General features: G+C 31.8%; 26 protein-coding genes. 16 read left to right on the top strand and 10 right to left on the bottom strand.

Features of this window, described 5'->3' with window-relative positions; genetic code table 11:
* Positions 1-48 precede the first annotated feature (48 nt).
* Positions 49-609 (top strand): hypothetical protein, encoded by a 561-nt coding sequence (locus tag L6W14_RS12110; protein WP_131520106.1) that lies wholly within the window; start codon positions 49-51, stop codon positions 607-609.
* 273 nt (positions 610-882) lie between these two features.
* Here the strand turns inward: L6W14_RS12110 and L6W14_RS12105 are convergent, their stop codons facing one another.
* Both L6W14_RS12105 and L6W14_RS12100 read right to left on the bottom strand, forming a co-directional pair.
* Complete coding sequence (locus L6W14_RS12105; protein ID WP_131520107.1) at positions 883-1,047, bottom strand: DUF2197 domain-containing protein; 165 nt, start codon at positions 1,045-1,047, stop codon at positions 883-885.
* A gap of 25 nt (positions 1,048-1,072) precedes the next feature.
* Complete coding sequence (locus L6W14_RS12100; RefSeq protein WP_131520108.1) at positions 1,073-1,702, bottom strand: TetR/AcrR family transcriptional regulator; 630 nt, start codon at positions 1,700-1,702, stop codon at positions 1,073-1,075.
* A gap of 599 nt (positions 1,703-2,301) precedes the next feature.
* On the opposite strand from L6W14_RS12100, the gene L6W14_RS12095 reads away from it, so the two are divergent.
* Entirely contained in the window at positions 2,302-2,700 is a 399-nt protein-coding gene (locus L6W14_RS12095; RefSeq protein WP_131520109.1) for a MerR family transcriptional regulator, read from the top strand.
* 709 nt (positions 2,701-3,409) lie between these two features.
* On the opposite strand, the gene L6W14_RS12090 is transcribed toward L6W14_RS12095, so the two are convergent.
* Positions 3,410-3,745, bottom strand: a complete 336-nt coding sequence (locus L6W14_RS12090; RefSeq protein ID WP_054550262.1) for a hypothetical protein — start codon at positions 3,743-3,745, stop codon at positions 3,410-3,412.
* A gap of 303 nt (positions 3,746-4,048) precedes the next feature.
* On the opposite strand from L6W14_RS12090, the gene L6W14_RS12085 reads away from it, so the two are divergent.
* A complete protein-coding gene (locus tag L6W14_RS12085; protein ID WP_048392662.1) occupies positions 4,049-4,369 on the top strand; it encodes a DUF1827 family protein in 321 nt (106 codons plus the stop codon).
* A 602-nt stretch (positions 4,370-4,971) separates the two neighbouring features.
* On the top strand, positions 4,972-5,220 hold the full coding sequence (locus L6W14_RS12080; protein WP_237898094.1) for a hypothetical protein: 249 nt from the start codon (positions 4,972-4,974) through the stop codon (positions 5,218-5,220).
* Between the two features lie 21 nt (positions 5,221-5,241).
* On the opposite strand, the gene L6W14_RS12075 is transcribed toward L6W14_RS12080, so the two are convergent.
* Positions 5,242-5,445, bottom strand: coding sequence for a hypothetical protein (locus L6W14_RS12075; protein WP_227744867.1), 204 nt, complete (start codon positions 5,443-5,445; stop codon positions 5,242-5,244).
* 277 nt (positions 5,446-5,722) lie between these two features.
* Here L6W14_RS12075 and L6W14_RS12070 point away from each other — a divergent pair, with 277 nt between their 5' ends.
* The 10 genes from L6W14_RS12070 to L6W14_RS12030 all read left to right on the top strand — a co-directional run bounded on the left by L6W14_RS12070 (position 5,723) and on the right by L6W14_RS12030 (position 13,476).
* Entirely contained in the window at positions 5,723-5,932 is a 210-nt protein-coding gene (locus L6W14_RS12070) for a phosphatase PAP2 family protein (RefSeq protein ID WP_371824152.1), read from the top strand.
* Between the two features lie 318 nt (positions 5,933-6,250).
* Positions 6,251-6,460 carry a hypothetical protein gene (locus L6W14_RS12065; RefSeq protein WP_237898093.1) on the top strand — a complete coding sequence of 70 codons (210 nt, stop codon included), beginning with the start codon at positions 6,251-6,253 and terminating at the stop codon, positions 6,458-6,460.
* Positions 6,461-6,891: 431 nt separating this feature from the next.
* Complete coding sequence (locus L6W14_RS12060; RefSeq protein ID WP_237898092.1) at positions 6,892-7,713, top strand: DUF2785 domain-containing protein; 822 nt, start codon at positions 6,892-6,894, stop codon at positions 7,711-7,713.
* A 105-nt stretch (positions 7,714-7,818) separates the two neighbouring features.
* On the top strand, positions 7,819-8,631 hold the full coding sequence (locus L6W14_RS12055; RefSeq protein ID WP_237898091.1) for an aminoglycoside adenylyltransferase domain-containing protein: 813 nt from the start codon (positions 7,819-7,821) through the stop codon (positions 8,629-8,631).
* A 1,032-nt stretch (positions 8,632-9,663) separates the two neighbouring features.
* Positions 9,664-9,930: a hypothetical protein gene (locus L6W14_RS12050; RefSeq protein WP_237898090.1), complete on the top strand. Its 267-nt coding sequence runs from the start codon at positions 9,664-9,666 to the stop codon at positions 9,928-9,930.
* 313 nt (positions 9,931-10,243) lie between these two features.
* Positions 10,244-10,549 carry a hypothetical protein gene (locus tag L6W14_RS12045; RefSeq protein WP_131520114.1) on the top strand — a complete coding sequence of 102 codons (306 nt, stop codon included), beginning with the start codon at positions 10,244-10,246 and terminating at the stop codon, positions 10,547-10,549.
* A 423-nt stretch (positions 10,550-10,972) separates the two neighbouring features.
* On the top strand, positions 10,973-11,758 hold the full coding sequence (locus L6W14_RS12040; RefSeq protein WP_237898089.1) for a minor capsid protein: 786 nt from the start codon (positions 10,973-10,975) through the stop codon (positions 11,756-11,758).
* Positions 11,759-11,805: 47 nt separating this feature from the next.
* Positions 11,806-12,273 (top strand): hypothetical protein, encoded by a 468-nt coding sequence (locus tag L6W14_RS12035; RefSeq protein WP_131520116.1) that lies wholly within the window; start codon positions 11,806-11,808, stop codon positions 12,271-12,273.
* Between the two features lie 274 nt (positions 12,274-12,547).
* Positions 12,548-12,745: a DUF2213 domain-containing protein gene (locus L6W14_RS23190; RefSeq protein ID WP_131520395.1), complete on the top strand. Its 198-nt coding sequence runs from the start codon at positions 12,548-12,550 to the stop codon at positions 12,743-12,745.
* 590 nt (positions 12,746-13,335) lie between these two features.
* The gene (locus tag L6W14_RS12030) at positions 13,336-13,476 is read left to right on the top strand and encodes an XkdX family protein (protein WP_371824151.1); all 141 of its coding nucleotides are present in this window, start codon (positions 13,336-13,338) and stop codon (positions 13,474-13,476) included.
* 40 nt (positions 13,477-13,516) lie between these two features.
* Here the strand turns inward: L6W14_RS12030 and L6W14_RS12025 are convergent, their stop codons facing one another.
* Positions 13,517-13,846 (bottom strand): hypothetical protein, encoded by a 330-nt coding sequence (locus L6W14_RS12025; protein ID WP_131520117.1) that lies wholly within the window; start codon positions 13,844-13,846, stop codon positions 13,517-13,519.
* A gap of 639 nt (positions 13,847-14,485) precedes the next feature.
* Between L6W14_RS12025 and L6W14_RS12020 the strand changes: the two genes are divergently transcribed.
* Positions 14,486-14,719: a hypothetical protein gene (locus L6W14_RS12020; RefSeq protein ID WP_131520118.1), complete on the top strand. Its 234-nt coding sequence runs from the start codon at positions 14,486-14,488 to the stop codon at positions 14,717-14,719.
* Between the two features lie 544 nt (positions 14,720-15,263).
* Here the strand turns inward: L6W14_RS12020 and L6W14_RS12015 are convergent.
* The gene (locus tag L6W14_RS12015; RefSeq protein WP_193767323.1) at positions 15,264-16,163 is read right to left on the bottom strand and encodes an AlbA family DNA-binding domain-containing protein; all 900 of its coding nucleotides are present in this window, start codon (positions 16,161-16,163) and stop codon (positions 15,264-15,266) included.
* Positions 16,164-16,407: 244 nt separating this feature from the next.
* Between L6W14_RS12015 and L6W14_RS12010 the strand changes: the two genes are divergently transcribed.
* A complete protein-coding gene (locus L6W14_RS12010; protein ID WP_131520120.1) occupies positions 16,408-17,001 on the top strand; it encodes a hypothetical protein in 594 nt (197 codons plus the stop codon).
* Positions 17,002-17,552: 551 nt separating this feature from the next.
* Here L6W14_RS12010 and L6W14_RS12005 read toward each other — a convergent pair.
* From L6W14_RS12005 to L6W14_RS11990, 4 genes are all read right to left on the bottom strand, one after another.
* Complete coding sequence (locus L6W14_RS12005) at positions 17,553-18,722, bottom strand: tyrosine-type recombinase/integrase (protein ID WP_237898088.1); 1,170 nt, start codon at positions 18,720-18,722, stop codon at positions 17,553-17,555.
* 136 nt (positions 18,723-18,858) lie between these two features.
* A complete protein-coding gene (locus L6W14_RS12000) occupies positions 18,859-19,359 on the bottom strand; it encodes an ImmA/IrrE family metallo-endopeptidase (protein ID WP_237898087.1) in 501 nt (166 codons plus the stop codon).
* 81 nt (positions 19,360-19,440) lie between these two features.
* Positions 19,441-20,292 (bottom strand): DNA adenine methylase, encoded by an 852-nt coding sequence (locus tag L6W14_RS11995; protein WP_237898086.1) that lies wholly within the window; start codon positions 20,290-20,292, stop codon positions 19,441-19,443.
* Between the two features lie 34 nt (positions 20,293-20,326).
* Positions 20,327-22,003, bottom strand: coding sequence for an AAA family ATPase (locus tag L6W14_RS11990; RefSeq protein ID WP_237898085.1), 1,677 nt, complete (start codon positions 22,001-22,003; stop codon positions 20,327-20,329).
* Between the last annotated feature and the right edge of the window lie 111 nt (positions 22,004-22,114).

Raw genomic sequence — 22,114 nt, 5'->3', positions numbered from 1 at the left:
GTGTAATCTCTTCATATTCTGTATATTGGTGTATGAGGAGGAGATTTAATGGCAAGAAAATGGATTCTACCATTATTTATATTAGTAGGTGTTTTGATCTCTGGTTGTAGTGAGGGCCAGGAAAAAGGTAGCAAAGATGGTGGAGATGTAGAAGTAACTATTCCAGCTCTATTTTTTGAGGGTCAGGACATTGATTCTGTTATTTCAAAGGCAAAAAGCAGTGGGATGAAGGAAGTCAGTAAAAATGAGGATGGTTCTTTAACTTATAAAATGTCTGAAACAGAACATAAAGAAATGATGAAAGGTTTAAAAGAAGGCATTCTAGCAAGTGTAGATGAGCTTAAAGCAAGTGAAGAGTTCAAATCTATTAAAGATGTAACCTATGACAAATCCTTTTCAGAATTCACTTTATCTGTAAACAAAGAAGAATTTGATAATAGTCTTGACACAATGGCCTCATTCGGACTAGCTTTAACAGGTATGTACTATCAATTATTTAATGGTGTAGATGAAAAGGATTATAAAGTCAAAGTAATTTTTAAAGATGAATCAAATGGAGATGTAATTAACACGATAGTTTATCCAGATGATTTAAACAAGAAAAATTGATCAGAAGAGCACCTAACATAGGTGTTCTTTTTATATGTGATGGGTGCAATCGAATGGGGCAGTAATAGTTGTTCCTGGTTCTTGATGGCTTTTTATTTTTGCAAAGATTTTGTGTTCAAAGTAGAATATCAGCAGCAAATTCTTAATCCACACATGAATAGGCATTTTAAGAAACGACTGACCAAAGCCCAGATACTCATTAATTTTGAGCCTGGGCTTTATACTTATTTAACTTGTACTTCCTTTTATTATTCTCAAGATCGGCTGAAAGAGCTATCTAAAGAAATTTTTAATGGCATCCATACGAATTTTGCTATAACATTCTTCGCAACGAAAAATCTTATCGGTTCTTTCCTTTAACTGTCTGAATCTCAGTGACCCCTCGTATACTCTGAATTTGTTTCTACAACTAGAACAAATTACCTCATAGTAATACATACCTATCCTCCTCAAGTCTGACCTATTACTTTTTCGTTGATTTATCAAATATTGTAATCAGTTCTCTCGTATATTCCTCAACATTTAACTGGGGATTTCTCATTAATTCAATAGTGAATCCATCAATGGAATTTCGTATCGTTAACGCCATTACTCTTGAAGCCAATTTGGTGAATTCTCGGAAGACACCCGCTTGCATTCCTAGCGTAAGTATGTTTTCAATGGGAAGAAAAATAGTATCATCATGATCCGCCGCAAATCGTAGTTTGCCATCAGCAGTTCTTTCATTAGAAACAATTTCAATGACAGCGAAAACATGCTGCCGATTTTCATCTATGAATCTAAGGTTTGATTCAATATAAACGCTAAGCCTATCTATAGGAGATTTTTGATTTTCTATTAGAGGAGCAGTATAAGCTTGACATGCCATATAGTAATCATAAATTACTTGCTCTAATAATTCCCCCTTACTTGCAAAGTGATAGGAGATAACCCCCTTACTGATTTGTGCACGCTTTGCAATTTGACCTAAAGAAGCTTGAGCGTAACCCACCTCTGCAATGGTTTCGATAGCACATTCCACAATTTGAGTTCTACGAGCTTTTTCAATAAATGACATTTCTTTTTGGTTAGTTGTGTTATTTTTTTTACTCATGTATTTATTTTAGCACGGTTGTACTAATTAAGCAATTAAAAAAACATTTAGGGAGGTTCCTAAATGGAGGCTTTTCTTTTACTTTGAAATTAAACCAAAGCTTGTTCAGAGCTAGACTAGGGTGTTTTGTGACGAAGATGATGATACTTTAGCTTAATGGAATTATTTCTTAGCCTATTTGTAAGTGAAAGTAAGTTGTTTATTATCTGTTGACATGGAGTTGGCTCCATCTTTTAAGATGAATAAAATCAAAGAATGGAGTGATGGGGATGGTCATTATGACAACTATACTAATTGTGTTATACGCGGTTTTAATAGGGGTGGCTGGGATAAAAAAATGGAAAGAAGTTGGATTTGAAGTACGAACATTCATATTTATTATCGTATCAATTAGTATTCTCTTAATATTATGTCTACCAAACAAAGACTGGATGTTTATATTACTGATAATTGCATTTATCCTGATACATATATTGGCAGTTTCAGAAGGGCGGTTAACAAATGGACGAATTACATTCAGCCATCATATCATTCGTTTCATTTTCCATTGTATAATTACCCTAATGGTTTATAAATTTATATTATAGAAGGGGATCATAATGAAAATTGGTGAATTTGCAATATGTACTGGTCTTAGTAAAGATACTATACGTTATTATGAAAAAATGAATTTATTGCATCCAGAAATTAAAAATAAGCACCGTAATTATAACAAGAAAGACTTTGATACAGTGGAAGCAATACTTAAACTTAAACAAACAGGATTTTCTCTTCAAGAAATCAAAATGCTTTTTGATTGGTCGGAAAATATTGATCAAAATAAAAAACTGACAAAAGAAGAATTACAAAATCTGCTTGAAATCAAAGTTATATTTCAAGAAAAATATGAGCAGATGTTACAAAGAGAATATCAGATTAAACAAATTAAACTAGTTTTATTAAATATAGATAATAAAATAAAGCAACTTTTAGAGAAAAATAAAGAAGAAAATTGTTGATTTTAACGATGTATTTAGAAAATTTAGGAAAAGAATGTACCCATATTTTAGAAAGTGATAAACATTGATCCTCAAGAAGTATGCGAGCGATTGGCAAGCAAATGAAACTTTCGAGTACCACGATATTCAGTATGAAAAACAATAATTTAAGCTGCTTCTATTTAGCTTTTCACCGATGATATTCAAGCTTCTTATCAATATATGAGAGAAAATAATGTTGAACTTGTTACAGAGATTCAGGATAATTTTTATTTTGTGTTTAAAGATCTTGATGGCAATTTACTAATGATTTGTAAAGAAGCTTCTTAAAAAATGTGAACATTGCCTTTGGGACTTTACTAAATAAATCAAATTTTCATTAAAACAGAGAAGAAGGTGTCAGCCTGTAGACAAACTTTATTGAGTTTGTCTACAGGCTGCTAAAACCACTGGAGGATTTAATAAAACAGAAAGATTACTGGAAAGAAAGTGGGGAGTCAATAGCAGCTGAATATGCATTGTACAAAGTGATAAACGACAAACAATTCAAGATTGATGATAAATTAATCAAGTTTTACATGACATCAAAAGCGTATTAGCGAGGAGAAGGTAGACAATTAATTAAGTTTACCGAGGATTATCGAAAGAAAATGGTCACTTCTATTAAAAGTGACCAGGATGTTTAGTTATGCTTTATTAAAACTCTAGGGGATTAGGTGTTTATTCAATTTTATTGAATTGTAATATTTCCTTTATATGTTGCAAAGTAAATACCTGCATCAGGATCGTATGCATAATCAAATCTTGTTAGGTATCCTGCGTATTTAAAATCTCCATCCCATTCAACATGATAAATTTGTCCAGGTGGAAACGTTGAAGTTCTTGTATTAACTGTGACATATTTAGTATACACAGCAGCTGGACTGACATTGTCTATACTAGTAGAGTTTTGAACAACGTTGATTTCGGCTGCTGAAACATTACCTGATGGATAGATGAAAAATGAAACAAGTAAAGCTGAGAGTAGAGCAAAACCAAAAATGCGACCTTTAATTGTTTTTACCATTATTATTCCTCCATTCTAGTATAATCCCCTAGTAATTTACATTTAATCATATATTAGTGTATATTTCAATAAATGGGTATTATTGGTTTTAAAATTGATTAAAAAGTAGGGGCTACACATGCATTATGAGTGGTTAAAGAACTATCAATAATTAGCAGATTAATTTGTACATAGAATAAGCGTTAATCTCAAAAAAATCTACATAACATACTTTTTATATTTTCATAAATTTCTCCTTGCTAAAGAGCGAATGTTTGTTCTAATATAAATACAAACAAACGTTCCGTGGAAGGAGAGGTCAAAATGGCGAAAATATATAATTTTCCAACTAAAGCATTTCGAGATATAACAAAGGAAAGAGTTGATGTTGTAACTATTGCTTCTGGTTTTATGGGTGGTGTTGTAAAGGTATATGAATGTGAAGGGACAGTCATTATTCATAGTGAAAATAAGAAATCCAGCCATGCTAGTATTTCAAATGATCTTGGTCAGGTTAAAGAATGGGAGATTAGATATGCAATAGAACATATTTTAAAAAGAGGCATTACAGAAGTGAATATAAAAGTTAGTAATACAGGAGTTGTTCATATTCGTAATAAAGATATTAATTCACTTTCTCAGTAAAGTCAGGTCACTTATAAAATAATATGAGTACTGGTTATATCGTTAATGGTCTTTTTAAAACGTAGTTTGCAACTTGACTGTTAGAGGCTTTTAAATTTGTTCCAGCTAACTCTGATAGCAAGTAATTATCAACTTGCTTGGAATGATCATGTACAAGAAAAGAAATAACAGGTCAATTGGAGTTAGATATTTAAAAGATATTGTTCTGTAAAGTTATTTAACTTTTAGAGGTTTTACAAAGAATGAAATGAACATAACAGAAACCCCTATAGCAATGAAAAGTATTGCAACAGATTTATTTGAAATAAATGAATTGTATTCTAGGGCACCTGTTAATCTCGCTGATCCGATTGAAAGCGATAAGATGCCTAAAACAAATATGATATGTCCAATTTTAGAATGTGTTTTCATTTTATAACAACCCTGATATTTAGGTAATAACTTACAAAATGATAACATGATTAAGTAATATTTGAAAATATGGTTCGGTTTGATTATTGTACAATAGGAGTAATTGAGGTTGATGGAGGAAGTACTAAAGTGCGAAAGTCAATATGGGCTGTCAGTAAATTATATGAATTTATAATAAAGGAGTATGTTTTATGAAACCATTTATATTACGGCATAAACTAGGCTGGCTACCTAGCAAATTAGAGTATCGTAGAACCTATACCATAGGTTTTAAAGTTAAAACATACGAAAGTTATACTTTCATGCTAACAAAAAATAGTAAGTATGTAAGATTAGTAAATAACAATAAAGAAACGGTTGTTAGGAAAAGAGAATTAAAGAGATATTTCAAGGATGGTTGGATACAGTTTCTAACTACACAATATGAGGAACATGCTTGAAAGATATGGAATGGTAAATTATTAACCTTTTTCTTTTTTGGGTTTGACAAAGTAAGAAATGAACATTACAAAAACGCCCATAGATATGTATAGTAGTGCAACAGATTGATCTGGAATAACTGAATCATATTCAAAGAAACCAGATAATCTTCCTAATCCAGTTATCATCAAAGTAATGCCAAAAATAAATATGATAAATCTATTTGTAGAATGTATTTTCAACACATAACAACCCCCGAGGCTTCCTAATAATTTATATAAGGATAACATAAACTGGTAAATATTTCACTATTCAGATTGAGTCAATATACATTATGAATATGTAAAATAAACACGTTCACTTGTACGTGCATGTCAGAAACGAGCAATTGATACAACTAATCATAAAGGCTTTCAAATCAAAGTGACAATAATGTTAGCTTAAGCAATTAATTGTCACCTTTTACGATGGTTTAAAGATACATTTTGGTTATTTAAAAAAGGAAAATGGATTCTATGGATTTTGCTGGCTATATTAGTCGGAATTTCACGTATTTGGGTAGGAGTTCATTATCCATTAGATGTAATGGTAGGTGCTCTTATTGGAATTACTTCTGCAATAATAATTTACTTTACACTTCCGAAATTAACACTAATAGAAAATGGAATTACCAAATATGAATCCATTGCAAAAGTAATTAGAAGGAAATTCCATAAAGCGAATCTAATGTAAAACAATATTAAAGGTCACACCTTTTTCTTTTGCTTTGAAAACAGCATCAAACAGCCAAAACGCTATGAGTTGAGATGGCAGGGGTTGGTGATGTTTTGAAAGTGGAATTTGTAGAAAATTGTTCCAATTTATTATCTCTCAGATTATGATTTAGTGGGAGGTTAAATAACCTCAGATAAAATTAAAAACATTTTTATTGGAATCATATTTTTTGTTGTCCTAATTTTAGGGACATCATTCGTAATTGATACAATATTGATCAATGGATTAAAAGTTGATAATGGACTTATAGGTAGTATAGTGGGTGGGATAATAGGAATGGTAGGCGTAATTGTAACTACTTCTTTCATTATCGAAGCAAACAAAAAATCAGTGGAGGATTCGTTAAAAAAACAAGATAAGCAGGCAAGGGATAGAGATTACATTGCATTAATTCTTACCAAAGCAGAAGCGTTGAACCATGAAATTATAAAATCTACTCAAATCTACAAAAAAATAATGGATAATTTCAGAATTACTAATAATTAACACATATGAGGATAGATTTTCTTTAAAACGTAAAGATGACGAAATTTATGATAGGGCTAAAAGGGATTTGGTCAAAAACAATCTGAAAATCGAAAAACTGCGAAACGAATTAATGGTTTGTTTAAATACTTTAATAGAAAATATTTACATCGGAATTTTATCAGACCAAATTAATGGTTACGAACATACAATTAATCGGAATATCGAAATAATAATTAATAGTTTAGATTCGATAGGTAATTTAAATGAACTAGAAGAAACGTTCCGATGGCATAATAAGTATTACATAAAGGATTCAAATAAATTACTAAAAGATTTGAATGATTTTGTTGTAGAAAAACTGAGCGAATTAAGAAAAGGCGTAAGTTGAATACTTTACTAATCAATAAAGGGTTGATTTCAAACAAATTTTTCTAATAGGAGCGTGTAAAATGAATTTAAAAGAAAAGTTGATATTAATAAAAGAAAATGGGTACCAAGTACCTCCCGATAGATTTCAGTTGATACTAGAAATGATAAATAACATTGGCTCTTTGAATGCCCAACTACGTGATGAGCTAATTTATACAACCTTATCACACTGGATTCCTGATAAATCTCTCACCGCAAACGAACTAGAACAACTTTTACCGGTTGTTTTGGATAAAAACCATTTGCTTTTTAAGCTCGGTGAAACAAATACAGACTCTGTCTTCACTCGGTCTTTCTCCATGCTAGTCATACCGCTCCTCTTAACGAGGCATAGAGAATCACCATTTCTCTCAAGAGAGCAAATTCATCACATAAAAGAGAAAGTATTTTACAATGTACAAGAAGAGCGAGATTACCGTGGGTATGATGAAGAAAAAGGCTGGGCTCATGCCATAGCCCATGCAGCAGATGTTTTAGATGATTTGGCTCAATGTTCCGAACTGGATAAAAGCGACCTCTTAACTATCCTCGATTTGGTTTACGAAAAGATGACTATAACAGAGCGAATTTACTCCGATGGGGAAGATGAGAGAATGGTCAAATCCATAATTAGTGTTTTAAATAGAAAAATACTTAGTCAGACTTGTGTAGAGCAGTGGATTCAAAGTTTTGGTGATGTGGAGAAAAATTCAGAATTTCTCCCTGCCTTTAAGCAAAAAAATAATATAAAGAACTTTTTGAAAAGTTTATACTTTCGAGTTAAATTTTACAAAGCGGATGCCGTTCTCTGCTCCACTATCGAGCAGACATTATATAAAGTAGAAAAAGTATACTATTCCTAATTTAAAAAGTGTCGAATAAAAAAAAGAATATCTTCATAATGAAAAGAGAATTATATTATTTATTTAGTAAAATAAGTATTGATTAGAATTATAAGGAGAGTTTCTGTGGATTCTAAAGTTTCTATCCAAGTTCAAAGTTTTTTAAATGAATATTTATCGTTATTTGAAAATCAAATTCCTAATACACTGGATGCATTATATTTACATGGTTCAATTGCTCTTCATGCTTACATAGAAGGTTCTAGTGATATTGACTTTATTGCTGTTGTAAATCGATCCCTAACTGAATCAGATGTGAAAATAATATCTGATCTTCATGAAAACTTAAATCAAAAATATAAGAAAACAGTAATGGATGGGTGTTATTTACTAGATAAAGATGTTGGTAAGAAACAATCTGAGATAGAGAATTGTTTATACGTAAATGAAGGTAAAACAAAATGGAGTAATGATGGTACTAACCCTATTACTTGGTGGATTTTAAAAACCAAAGGAATCACTATAAAGGGTACAGATGTTACCACACTAGTGTTTAATGTTGATGAAAGTATATTAATTGATTATGTTTTAGATAATATGAATACCTATTGGTTAAATCGATTAAAGACATTAAAAAAATATAAGACCCTAGCTCTTCTGTTACCAAATAAAATTGTCGATATGGAAGTAGAGTGGTCTGTTACAGGGATGTTACGTCAATTTTATACACTTAGAGAATATGATATCGTTTCAAAGGTAGATGCTAGTAAATATGCAATCAATCATATACCAGAAAGATGGCATAACCTTATAAAAGAAGCTATTAGTATTAGAGAAGGATTACACATACGTTATTATAGATCAAAAAAACAACGTATTGATGATACTATCCAGTTCATGAATTACATACTCAATGCTTGCAATAGTATTGAGAAATAATAAACGAATAAATGTTTAGATGTGATATATGTTACAAACATTATATACCTTACAAATTAGGTAGTAAAAAAATTTATCTTGTAAAATGGGAGATAGAACGGTTCAGCAGGGTTTTCCTCCTTTGGTATTTAAAGGAGCTGAATTATTAGGGAAAGCCAGACGGAGTACCTACCTGCGCCAAGCAAATTAGTTCAGAGCATGACATACATGGCTGGCCTATATTTTTTTAGAGATAAGGCAATGCGCCAGTTTACTTGTTTTGTTAAGAATAATATGTATAAAAATAAATCATTCCCTTGTTCAAAGATCACTTAATATAGTGGTCTTTTATTTATTTATGATAGCTATTTATTACATTCAGGTTTAGTAAAATTGTCTATTTCATTTATCCCTCATTGAATAATGTAATAAAACAAAGAGGATGATAAAATGCGTTTCGACAATCTCAATAGAAGTGAAAAAGAGCCAACTAATAATAGAGTTAGCAGAATTCATGAAGATTGGGAGGTAAGTTGTAATAACAAGAATGTCCATCAAGGAGTACAGGTACCACAACAACCTATTGGTAGTGATCACGACTTTAAATGCTTTGGATGTTCTTACTTTAAGGAATATTAAAACACTCCCGTATCTTTATTAAATACTACAGCTGGTGGTAGTTCAGTTATCAGCGCGTCTATTGTAATTTTAAGATTGACATAACGGTTTTATTGCGAGTCACATCTAATAAGGTGGGCTTTTTGTATTTATAAATTAGTATAGTTCGAATTTTGAAAGGAGTGGTTTATATGTGAACTTCGTCCATTTTTCATAATGTCAGTCAAACTTACTACAAGTGCAAGAAAATGCACTAAACACAATTCGTTACAGGAATAACGTGGTGCGCTCTACCACGAGCAGGAAAAGAGCACTACCATAATATCAAAGTTTTCATCTTCGGATCGAGGCTTTTTATTGTGTTTTATATTTCTTGTAATTACAATACATTCCATTTGCCTTATAATATATATAGGTATATTGGGGGTGTTAAAGGTGCTTAGAATATTTGAGATGAATGATGTGGAAATGAAAATGTTAGAAGAAGTTAAAAATGGAAGAACTGAAATTCTTTTTAGTAACAAAATTAATGATGTACCAAGAGAAGAACTACAAGGGATATACATGTTAATAAGCTTCGGGTATATACAAGGAGATGATTATTCTGATGAAGACAAATTTGGATTTATCAATCTAACCTTAACAGATAAAGGTAAGTGGCGGATGGGGAATGAATTGAAATTTACATTTCAACAAAGTTAAAGAATGAATAATACATAGATACAAAAGTCGCACTCAATATGAGTTGAGGCTTTTTATTTTGCTTTGAAAACTGCATCAAACAGCCATACAAATAAAATGGACTGGTTTACGGGTGACCAAGTATCTCAGGAAGATTAGATACCAAGGAGCGCTGGCATGTACTAGTAACCGATGGGGTGGAGTTAGGTGTGGTTTTGAAAGTGGGGTTTGTAGTATATGGTTCCAAATTATTCCCTTCCTGATTATTATAGTGTGTAAGGGGATTATGTGACTGTAAGTTCGTTCTTGCTAATAATACTGAAGGAGTGTTCTTATGAATAAATTTTCTATGTATTCAATAATTCTTGGGGTTATCGGTATACTATTATTTATCGCATCAGGCATCGCCGCGATACAAAGGGGAATGGAAAACTATTCCGTTATGCAGTTAACACTTTTTTATGTATTTTTTGCTACAGGGATACTTTGTTTCATTCTGAGCTTTATGTTAGGGTTATTTGGTTTTAGGAAGAATGTAGGGGATAAGAGATTAAAATATGTAGGTCTTCTTTTGGTGCCGATTATTGTAATTACTAGTGTGATTTTTGGATTGTTTATAGCTTGGACTGCTTTTGGTTAATTGCGTTTATAGATAAAGAAAAAAGAATCAAAATTTATGAAGCCATCTTAGGAAGTCTTTTTCTTTTGCCCTGATGATCGTAGCAGATCAAGAGAATGATATGAAAAACCCCATCTAGAAAAGCTGATTCGTATGTTATTAATGGCCGAAAAGGAGCTAGGAGGACGTATTAACCCTGAATCATTAGAGTGAGAAATACAATTTAACCCTCTTTGGAACGTTGATGCTAAAACAGATGCTGAAATACGCAAGTTAGTTGCTGAAATTGACCAGATTTACTTACTCAATAATATTATTACTGCTGATGAAATCCGCGAGGCATGCTTTGGTCAGTTTGGGTTGTCAGATCTCTTAAATGAAGTGGAGATGAAGCTGATTTGAAGAACCTTGCTGTTAAAGTATACAAAGGGTATCATGACCGCCATGAGTAAAAAGGTTCCGATAACACGTTTCCCAGATGCAGCAGCCGTTACGTACAGTCGCGACATCCGAAAAATGATTCTTGAGTTGGGAGATGAAACCTTAAAGCAGTTTGAAAAGTATGTAGTGCCATTGTTAAACGTTCAAAGACAGGACTCAATAGAATACTTAGGTGTTGGGATATTCGACAATATCAAACGAATGTTTAAAGTATTAGCGAATAAAGCTTCTAAGTCGTTCAGTGAGCGGAGAAAGCTTTCAGCAGCTAAAAGATTTGTAAATATCGTTAATCGGTTTAATAGACATAATATTGCTAAACAACTCGTTGTAAGAGGGATTGATCTGGCACAACGAGAACCTTGGTTAGAGACATTCATAGTCAATAAAATCAAAGACAATGTGAATTACATCAAAAACATTGAAGAAGATTATCGGAGAGAGGTTGAGGATGTCGTTCGAGATGGTGTTCAAGAAGGGCAATCTATCAAACAGATACGTGAGTCCATACTAGAACGAGTAGATGTTGCTGAAAGTAGAGCGCAATTCTTAGCTGTTGACCAAGCAGGCTCTATCTTAGGGCAAATGACAGCTCAACGTCATCAGAATATAGGTATTGAAAAATTCGAATGGTATGATTCAGCTGATGAACGAGTACGAGATACGCATAAAAGGCTTAGCGGAAAGGTATTTTCATATGATGATCCACCTACTGTAAATGGAAGAGTGGTATTGCCTGATGAGGATTATCGTTGTAGGTGTGTGGCTATTCCAGTTTTTGATGATGATTAACTGTAATGTATGTTAAAATATCCCTTATACTGAGTGGAGGGATACATATGTTAAATAAAAAAGCACAAAAAGTACGACGAAAAAAAGTCAAGGATATAAATAAATTAACAACAAAAAGATTGGTTACAGACTCAAGTGTTAATAATAATTTAAAAGTAACATTATCAGAAGCAATAGATAATTACATTATAGGAAGTAATCATTCTTCTCAAATTATGGCAGCTTCATTTATAGAAAAACTTTTAAAAGTAGAATTTAAGGCTCAATATGTTAGAGGTTTAAGTTTGAATGATTTTTTAAAAGTATGTAAAGAAAATAACCTTTTAGATGAAAAATTGATAGATAAAATTAATAATACTAGAGCTTTGAAGAATATAAACACACATCAAGCAAATGCTGATAACATGGTATCTCCGTTAATAACTTATCTGCTTGATGGTAAAACCGAAGCGAGTAAAGAAGCGTATAAAGCATTAAAATTATGTAAGAAATTATATAAAGTTTTAAATAAATAGACTACTCTTTTGAGTGGTTTTTTTATTTATTGGAAATAGGTTAATTGACAATTTTTTTAAATACCTCTTTTTAGCAACTCTTCGAAGAAGCTTGAACTTTAAATTTTAGAAAGGGGTGAAACGTTGAAACTATAACGCTATGACACATCATATATAAAAGATTACATGGAAACACCAGAAGGGTATTTAACGGTCAATGTACCGATTACTCGCCCTGGTGTTTCGTATCAACGACAAGATGGAAAGTTCAGATGGAGCAAAATAGCCTGACGAAATCTTTAGTGACCGTACAATACGTTCTGCACGTTCTAAGCCCGTTACTGACGGTCATCCTAATGAGCCAGTAACAATTGATAACTATCAAGCCTATGCAAAAGGTATGAGCCATACAGATTCTCGTGTAGAGGACTTCAAACTCTATATTTCGTTAACTGTTACAGATAGGACTCTCATAAAAAGGATACATAATTGATAATTATAATGCTAAAACAAGTAAGACGATAAAACTTAATAAAAACACTGTAAACACGCCTATTTTGCAATCTGTAGCGAGGTATAAAATCTCCCCTCCTAAAGGTTCCACAAGAGGCGTTTTAATTTGGATACAACGGGATGAAGACCTTGATTTAACGGTTGAGTTATCCATGACATTGGCTGGCGAGCAGGAGCAATATATATATAACTTGAAGCTAACCCGAATACATTGTAGAGGTCTGAGAGGGGATTGTTGAAGATGAATATTACCATGAAACTGTAGAACCGAAGGATAATATCATTCTTAAACTGACTACTTCTAGAGCTATTGTAAATATAGACGATAAAATCTATTTAGTATGGGGAGTGTTGGAATAATAGTAGGAAGAAAAGGCTACCTAACGGAGAATTAGGTCCACTAGAAAAGGTTGGATCGATACCCACAACCGAAGAGCAAGTCATGGAATTAGGTGAACAACTAATACAGGATAAGATTAAAGGCATTTAAAAGGACCTCCTGATCAATAACCTTGGCTCTCAGCTTACACAACTAAAATTAGATGTCATTTCAATGAAAGGTGGTGGGGGATGATGAAGTTTTGGCAAATCGCTTTCATGTTTAAGTGGGTAACAGCTGAACAACTACGAATTGCAGTTAAAACAGATGCAAATCCTTATGGTAAGATTACACCTGAAGAGTACGAAAAAATCACAAAATTAGAATTTTAAGGTGCCAGTTATTTGACTAACTGACACCTTATTAACCTACTTAAAGATAAGGGACTTTTGATGTTATTGGATTAAGTCCAACATACCCATTTCTTGGTTTCCAACCAGCAAAATCAGAGTCCTTTTGAGAATATTTAGGTTGAACACCTTCTAGAAGGTTATCCATATAAACAAGGTGAATGTAGATAGCTTGAATAGTTCTATCTTTATGGATTAGTGGACAGTTATTCTTTAGAAAAACTGCATAATCATATGTCCACTTCATCATAGCTTGATGATTAGGTAAACTGTATAAAACTTGTCGATAAAAATCGATGCATGGTCCAGCAAAAAAATCTTGTTCGGTAATTCCATATGGTGGTTTTTTCATAAAAAATTGACCTCCGTCGCTTTAATTTATTTCGAAAAATAAAATGGTTAAATATGGTGGTTTTTTTTATTTTTCGTTGATAACATAATACGAGAAATAAGAGTGAATATTTACATTAAATATGAATTAATAAATAATGGGTTTTTATGTTATGAGAGCAATCGAGATGGGCAACGGTACATGTTACGGAATCTCGATGCTTCTCATGGCTTTTTATTTTAAATAGGGCAAAGGATTGGTGATGTAAAGGATCCAGTAACAGCAGCAAGTCAGGTAGTAAATTCACAAGTAGTATGGTCAATTATGTGTATTTGTTTAGTAGTTTATGTTTTTTGGAATTCTGCCAAAAGTGAACAAAAACTAATGGAAAATTTAGAAACGTTAACAGCAGCCCAAGGTGAACAAGTTAACGCAATGCGTGAAATAAGTATATTTGGCTTTTGAGAAAGCTTGATAAAGATGCTGGAATACCTGTACTTGATGGTAGTGGTAATGGTATCAAGTCCCATAGATGGATTACTGACAATTTATAAGGTACAACACATAGAGAACCGTATTCATATCTGGAGAGTATGGGAATATCAGAGACACAATTTAAGTTAGATATAAAAAAATGGAATTGAAAAGGAGATAGTCAACGTGGGTAAACCTTTAGAAACAAAAGTCATGTTGAATGATGCGAAGATGATTCCTGCAAAGATTGTAGATGGTAGGACCTATGTACAAGTACGAGAAATAGCAGATATGTTAAATTTGAAGCTAGTCTATAATGATGATAGCAAAAAAAACAAAATTGTACGAGGTAGAATGATAAAAAGACCAAGACAGCTATATATCGCGTTTTGGCCTTTCTTTAATATTATAATGGGATAGCCATTACCCAATCAGATACTTCACCTAAAAATAAAAAGCAGGCTAAAGCGATTATTATATGCTTGTAACTCTTAGTATTGTGCTTCAAATTTAAGTACAACATGCGCCCACATATTGTTAATGCTACCGTCTGTATGGCAAAAATGATCAGTAATATACAAAATATAATTGTTGCAGCTATCACTATACATTCACCTCCAATCTAATAACAGGTAAGTATGAAAAAACCCCAATACCGCTCATTATGAGTCTAGTATTGGGGTTTTCCCAGTACGCTATCATTTAATTATTCCAATTATACAGTAAATAACAACAAAGGTAAATATAATACTTCTATTTTGGAGTTTTACCTAAGTAGTTTTATAAATTGGAAAATAAAATGGTTGATTTCGATTATAACAGTGTAAACACTAGAAATGGCTCGGATTTTTCCTCCAAGCCATTTTGATGTGAATTATTGTGCGAATCATCCTTTGCAAATTTTGCGATTTGATATCCTAAATTACAATCGTTTCATCCCTTAATAATTTATTGGACTTTCTTTTTAGAAGTAGTTATTTTTTGAGTTTATTTTCCAAAGGAATTTTCCTTTTGCCATCACCCGACAATTTTCAACTTCAACATAATACTCGTTATCAAGAGTATCATAGACATATAGTTTAAAATTTAAAGGGAGATTGGTATATCCATATTCGTTCATCTCAAGGATTAAACAATCATTTGAAGTAAAACCAAAGGCAAAGTAATCCGTAATCTCGGTCATTGCAGGAATAGAAAGGCGGAAATCTGCACCTATATGATTTTTGTCGAAACCATATAAACGGTGAATAGTTCTTACTTGTTTATTGTCCCAAACTTCTAAAAAGGCAGAACGAATAGAAATCGGAAATTCTGTACAGTTTCTAAACGAACACTCCAAACTAGCATGCCCACTTTCTGAATCAACAGCGGCCAAATATTTATCAAGAATATGTATTTCAAATTGCCCTTGTTTAAAGAAATAATCGAAATCTGCTCTTGTCGCATGTTCATTTTTACTACCTTTTCTTACATAACAAAAGCCTTTATGTAGAGAACCGTATTTTTTTTTCATTAAATAGGGCTGCTCTTTAGGCTCGGTGATTTCAAGTATAGCCAATCGTTTTTCTTGGTAGCTTATATACGTAAGATTGCAGATTAATTGTGGTTCAATATTTTCTAATACAATCTCCTGATAAGTAGCTGCATCAACTGGATTGCTAAGCTCAAATATTTCTTTAATTTGCAGTGCATTTTCTTTCACACCAAATACAATATATCTTGAACCTTTTATTTTTGCATTAGCCATTGCTAATACATCTTTTAGTAATTCTTCATAGCTTTGTTTTACATATAAGCCTTTTTTGAAGTCCAGCCCCTCATGTTCAGTTTGATTAAGTAAAGATTCTAAAAATACTTCGTTCATGTTCATGCCCCCTCTTCTACAAATTTTACCACTTTTATAATTTTGATTAAAATTACAAGTTTTACAGAAGTTCCAAATTATTTTTTGGGTATATTTATTATTAGTTATAAATAGACTTGAGGAAATTATAGTATAATTTTTTTTGTATTAAATTATAAAGTTTTTATGAATAATTTTAAGGAGATTATGTTTTTAAAGCGCTTAATTATAACTTTGGTAAATATAAAATAGAAGGAGTGATTTGATGGAGTACAATAATGAATCATTTATTTCATTAAGGTATACTAAGGATGATTTTTTAGATTTAAGGCTTTGTTTGAATTCAGATGATAATTGGGATACAGCTATAGAAATTTTTCAAGATAGAATTCAAGGTAGATATTTTAATGTAATAGATGAATTAATTCAAAGAGAAGAGTTAATGAGAGATGGTTTTATAATAATGGCTCTGAATTGTTTATTAATTGAAACGCTTCTTCAATTTAAAAATGGTTGGGATGAGACAGAGGGCGGAAATAAAAGAAGTTATTCAGATTTTTTAGTAAGCGAATTTCCCCGTATCTTTAATTTAAGCTTGGCAGGCAAGTTTTATTCAGATATAAGATGCGGAATACTTCATTCTGCACAAACTAAAGGGAAAAGTAAATTAACTTTTAATGAAGATTATGTAGTAAAGCTAGTGAAATATCAAAATAAAGAGTATGTCAAAGTAGATGTAAAAAATTTCACAACGGAAATTAGAAATTATTATAATAGATACTTAAAAATGATTGAAAATAATAAAGGTGATATAAGAGAGAATTTCAGAAAAAAAATGATGTACATTTGTTTAAAATAGAACTTTTAACTTAGACTAACGTATAATAAATAATTATTGAAATCTTCCACCATCGGGCGCATTGTTGAGCAAGAAGATAAAGGTGATACATATTATATATGACTAATATGTATCACCCTTTATATTTTATTGCCTTTACAAGACAAATATGGTTCTATATAGTTTGCTAGTAGCTAATGATAATTCTAAAGTAGAAGTTGTTGTAGATATGTTTTTTGTTATGATTTCTACTATTATTATATATATTTCCAGGTGAAGTTTCTACTGGGGTACGTTTTTTAAGAAAAATTCATGTACCCCAGTTTGTACCCCACATCGTACCCCAGTTAAATACGCTTAGATACACTTCGTTAGACAGGTATAGAAACCTTCATTAATACAAAACCTTGATAGTATGCACATCAAAAAATTAAAAACATCAGGATAGAAACCAAGGTCATAAGTTATGCTTATAGTTATTTTTTTATAAACCCTTTGATTATCAAGGGTTGGGGAGGGGCTAACCTCATTGGTGCCCCAAAAAGTGCCCCATTTTAAAGAAAGATAGTGTTTTAATCGAAATTAACAATTTCACTAAGAACTTGCATGGCTTTTTTCTCTCGGTCTGCAAACGAATGGGCGTAGGTTTTTAAAAGAGTAGAAGTAGTCATACCAAGGATTTTGGCAATCGTTGTTGGCGGTGTACCGGATGCAATTGAGATGGTAGCAAATGTGTGTCGTAAACCATGAGGAGAGATGAGTTTAACGTCATATAATTCATGCATTAAGATTAGCGTTAATCTAGCTGCATTTTGATTAAGAGGCTTGCATGTTTTACTTATAAAGACAAGATCATCCTCGCTATGTTGAATCCCGAAAATTAATTTTCTTTCGATACACCATTTTCTATAACGATCTAATTGTTTACCTAGTACCTCTGTCATATCAATACAGCGAATACTGTTTAGTGTTTTGGCCGAGCGCTCCCCATAAAAATCACGAGTACGATTGATGTAAATTAAATTATTCTTAAAATCTATATCGGACCAACGTAAACCTCCAGCTTCGCCACGTCTTATACCAGTAGCTGCTAGAATAGAAATTAAAGTATATCTTGAAATATCACAAGATTGCTTTACACATTTAAGTAAGTATTCTAGCTCAGTCGGAGCTAAATAATTGCCCTCGACTTCATCATTATTAATTTTTTCTATCCTAGGTAATTCAGCTTTCGCAATGCGGTTTTTATCCAAAATATCATCTTCTACAGCAGCATTAATACATCCTATGAAAAAATTATGATACATTTGAATGCTTTTTGGAGCAGCTATTAAAGATAATTTATCAATAAATTCAGATTGGTAAAAACTTTTGGACAGTCGAGATAGCTTATATCTACCGATATAAGGTTTAATGTAAATTTCAATTACATTACGATAAGTTTTAGGGGAGGTACCTTTCCATTTTGATTTTTTACGATCAAAATAAATATCTACCCATTGAGCAATTGTCATGTTTTCATTAAATATTATTTTTTCTCCACCATTTAAAACAGTAGCTTTTAATGCTGTTAATGCTTTTTCAGCTTCGATACTAGAGTTAAAGTTTTGTCTCGTTTTTTCTCTACGTACTCCAGTATGGTCATAAAATTTGTAACGGTAGGCAAATTTCTTCTTCTTGTTTGAATCATAATACCAATAAATATTTTCCTTTTTAGTACTATTAAGTTTCTTTCTAATCATATCGTCCACTTCCTATCTAACTGACCCGGACAGGTACATTGAATAGAGTTTAAGGACAATTAGAACATCACTCCTTCCACAGTAATTTGAAGCAGATAACCTATATTAAACTCACTTATGAACTGTCCTATATTCATCATCTCATATTTAGACAGGCCATATTATGCAACCTCTGCATAATCTGCTTATTGTTATATTGTGTTAATCTTCTATAAGCAAAATCGTATTCTACGTTAAAGATTTGCATCACTTGTTTAATCGTTTGTTCGGTATGATTATGTATTGACAAAGCCTCCAACATAAAAGTGGGAATACAAGCATGGTACATAAAATTGTTAGCCTTGAATTCCTGATACTCACGAAATAGGGGATACATATGAAATTGATCACCTGTATGTAACAAGACATGTGATAGCTCATGGCAAAAGTCTTGCCATTGTTGCTGTGGCGATTGATTTTCATTAAGAAAAATATAATGCCGTCCATTAATAAATAAGGCCTGACTCTTATCTGGCCAATAAAAAACTTTCAATCCCATTCTAAAAGCCACTTCTTCAACATGCAGCAGGGTAGGGTCTGTAATGCCCAAACGAGTGTAGAACTGTTGGACATAATCTTCAAGATGTGTATAGTGCATGTAAACCAACCCCTAAAACGACGAAATGGAACATATGTTCCGTTTAATTGTATAACAAAACCCTACTATCTGGAAGTAGGGTTAGATAATTTTCAAATACGATTTTATATCACCTGGATCGATTTTCTTTGAAAAGAAAATAAACTCTTGACCTTTTGTAGGTTTGGCTATTGAATAATTTAAATGATATTTTTGAGGTTTAAAGCCTTCATACATTTTTTCAATTTGTTCAGCAATATCATAGGTTAGTATCCAATAACGATTCCTCATCATATTTTTAATTGTATTGGCTAATTCAGCATGATCGTCATGTGAATAGAAATTGGTATATAAATCCGGGCCTTTATCATAATAAGGAGGATCAAAAAAAGTAAGTGATTTCCTAGTTCTTTTAATAACAGTAGTTATAAACTCCCGAGCATCCATATTATAAATTTCAATACAGTCAGCTTTTTCAGCTATATTATTGATTCTTCTAATTATCTCCTTTTTATTAAATCGGCAATCTAATTTGTATTTACCATTTTGAGCTTTGCCACCGATTACACCAGCCTTTATGATCCCAGCTCGATTAGTTCGATTTAAAAAGAGAGTAGAGAAGGCTAATGATATTTCGTCTGCATTTTCTTTGTCTAATTGTACTTCTTTTTGTCGATACCATTCATCCATAGTAATCTCTGTAGAAGCAATTAGTTTTACCAATTCTTTATGATTCGTTATGATTGAGTGCCATAAAGCATAAATACTTTTATCATAGTCGTTTATTATAATTTTTTGAACGTCACCATTTAGTAAAAGTCTGAGGGCAACAGCAGCACCCCCAGCGAAAGGCTCAATATAAGTAGTAATGTTATTTTTTTGTACCAAATATTTCACATATTGATATGTTTTATCTTTTCCTCCAGGGTAACGAAGGGGGGATAGAGTGGCCATTTAATCACCTCAATACTATAATAGTATATATCGTCTAAGGATGGGCATCTTTTTTTATAAAAAGCATACCTGGATATCCGTTTTGTCTGGCCGAGTAATCGTATACAAATTTTAGTTGCTCCATATAATGCAATACATCAACAAAATTATCCTCTATCCAATATTCAATTAAAGAGTTTAGATAATACTTGTTATTTTTAAACCATGCTTTATATTTTTCTCTATCTTTCGATTGTGTATTATAAACAGGAGAAAAAGGCCCGTTTTCAGTAAATGCTCTTTTATGAAACTCAAAATCTCCTGTAAGTGAGTAGAATTTGTGATTTTCTGGAATTAAATTAGCATATTCCCACAATATTTTTTCTGGATTATCTCCACCAGGCAATTTTAAGATAATTTTGTTGTTCTTAGAAGTATCCTTAAATTTTAAAGGGATTTTTCCTATAATTTCCTCATTAATTGTCTCTTCCGATACATCACCATCAAGTAAAATAATCCCTTTTGAAAAATAGTTATAATCTTCTACCAATAATTTCAATAATTGCATATGTCCTAATGAAACATTTATATGATTAATAGCAATTGGATCTGATGTTATATATTCATTCTTTTTTAAATATGAAAATATCTTCTCAAAAAACCATCTAGCTTCGGCATCCTCGGAATATATTTTAATAATTTTATTATTCACTCCTTGATATTGATTTAATAAATCCTGCTTAATCTTTGAAATATCAGGATTCCTATGAATAATAGCTTCCCCAGTTCCGTTTGAAATATACGCCATTTCAAATTGGACAAATGATTCCTTGTTTAATGAAGTGATTTGGGATACTGATTTTGTGTATGTATCATGAATATGCTCAAGTAAAGATAAACTATGTGTTGTAAAAATAACTTGAATATTGTTTTGTCCTGAGAACTCAAATAAAAAGTCAATTAATTTATTTTGTGCAGCTGGATGAAGGGTAGCATCAATTTCATCAATTAGAAGTTGTCCACCAATCCAATCTTCTCCCATTTTTTCTTTTAGCTTTTTAAATGATAATACTGCTTTTAAAATTTGACCTAAATTATCTTGCCCAGCTGAATTGGACAATGCATCATATTTATCAGTAACTACTCCAAAACCATTTTTTTTAGTATTCTGTATTTTTAAAGAAACAGACTCTTGATAATCTTCATTAGAAGAAAGTATGTTTTTATGGGTACTTTTTAAGAAGTAGTCATCAGTTGAAAGTGATTTGGGAGTAATTTCATCATCAAGTACTTCACCAACAGGATAAAGTCTACTCAACCCTAAATACAATGTAGGCCACTTTATCTTCTTTTCAGTATTTCGTTCTCGAGTCTTCTTTGGTAAAATGCGATATCTAGTATTGTCTTCTTGCCAGGTTGATCTATAAGTAAGTTGTTCAGCGTAGTCACTATTAGTAGGGGGATTATCCCAATAGAATGTAAAGACATCTGATTTAGTGGCATCAAAATCTGGATGGAACTTTATTATGTCTTTTAATTCAACTTTAAATGGATGATCATCTAATGTAGTGCCATCTTTCTTTATATATTCAGTTGCATTGGCTAATATTCCAAGAATTGTAGATTTTCCAACTGCATTATAACCTGAAATGCATGTAATACGTTTGCCTAAATTCAATTGTTGATTTTCAAATTTCCTAAAAGATTTTATATCAATTTTTCTTACTAACAATTTTTTTCACTCCTGTTTATAGTAGTTAATAGTTCTTGCGTAAATATACCTATAACAATGGTAAAAAAATAATATAAAACATAAATGAATAATACTACCATTTATAGTACT

This window comes from Lysinibacillus sp. ACHW1.5 (genome assembly GCF_022014815.1).
In the GTDB taxonomy this organism is placed as follows: Bacteria; Bacillota; Bacilli; order Bacillales_A; family Planococcaceae; genus Lysinibacillus; species Lysinibacillus capsici.
Note: the sequence above shows the minus strand (reverse complement) of the source record. Positions and strands in the feature narration are given on the sequence as shown.